A 308-nucleotide genomic window follows, 5' to 3' on the forward strand; every position below is an offset into this window, starting at 1 on the left:
CTAATGAAAGAAGGTTTCATCATAATTTCGACCAACTTTTTACCTTCAGTCTGAATACTTTCCGAGAAATATCCGTTCTTGATTACATCAATAAAATGAACAGAATCATTGATATCCAATTCTCCTAATTCGTCTGTTTGACCAAGGAATTGTTTGGTATCACTGTAAACATTAGCACCTGTTAAACGAAATTCGTCTTGAGCATCGAATACTCTTACTTTAATTTGAGCAAATGTGGCAATTGAGATACAGAAATTTAGCAGGAATATATAATTCTTCATCGTTTGAAATTGATTATGCAAATAAAT

General features: G+C 31.5%; 1 protein-coding gene. It reads right to left on the reverse strand.

Annotated elements, in window-relative coordinates:
- Positions 1-308: hypothetical protein (locus QWI17_RS16620; RefSeq protein WP_302723647.1), on the reverse strand; the 308-nt coding region annotated here is incomplete at both ends.

Source organism: Gilvimarinus gilvus, assembly GCF_030518155.1.
Taxonomy (GTDB): Bacteria; Pseudomonadota; Gammaproteobacteria; order Pseudomonadales; family Cellvibrionaceae; genus Gilvimarinus; species Gilvimarinus gilvus.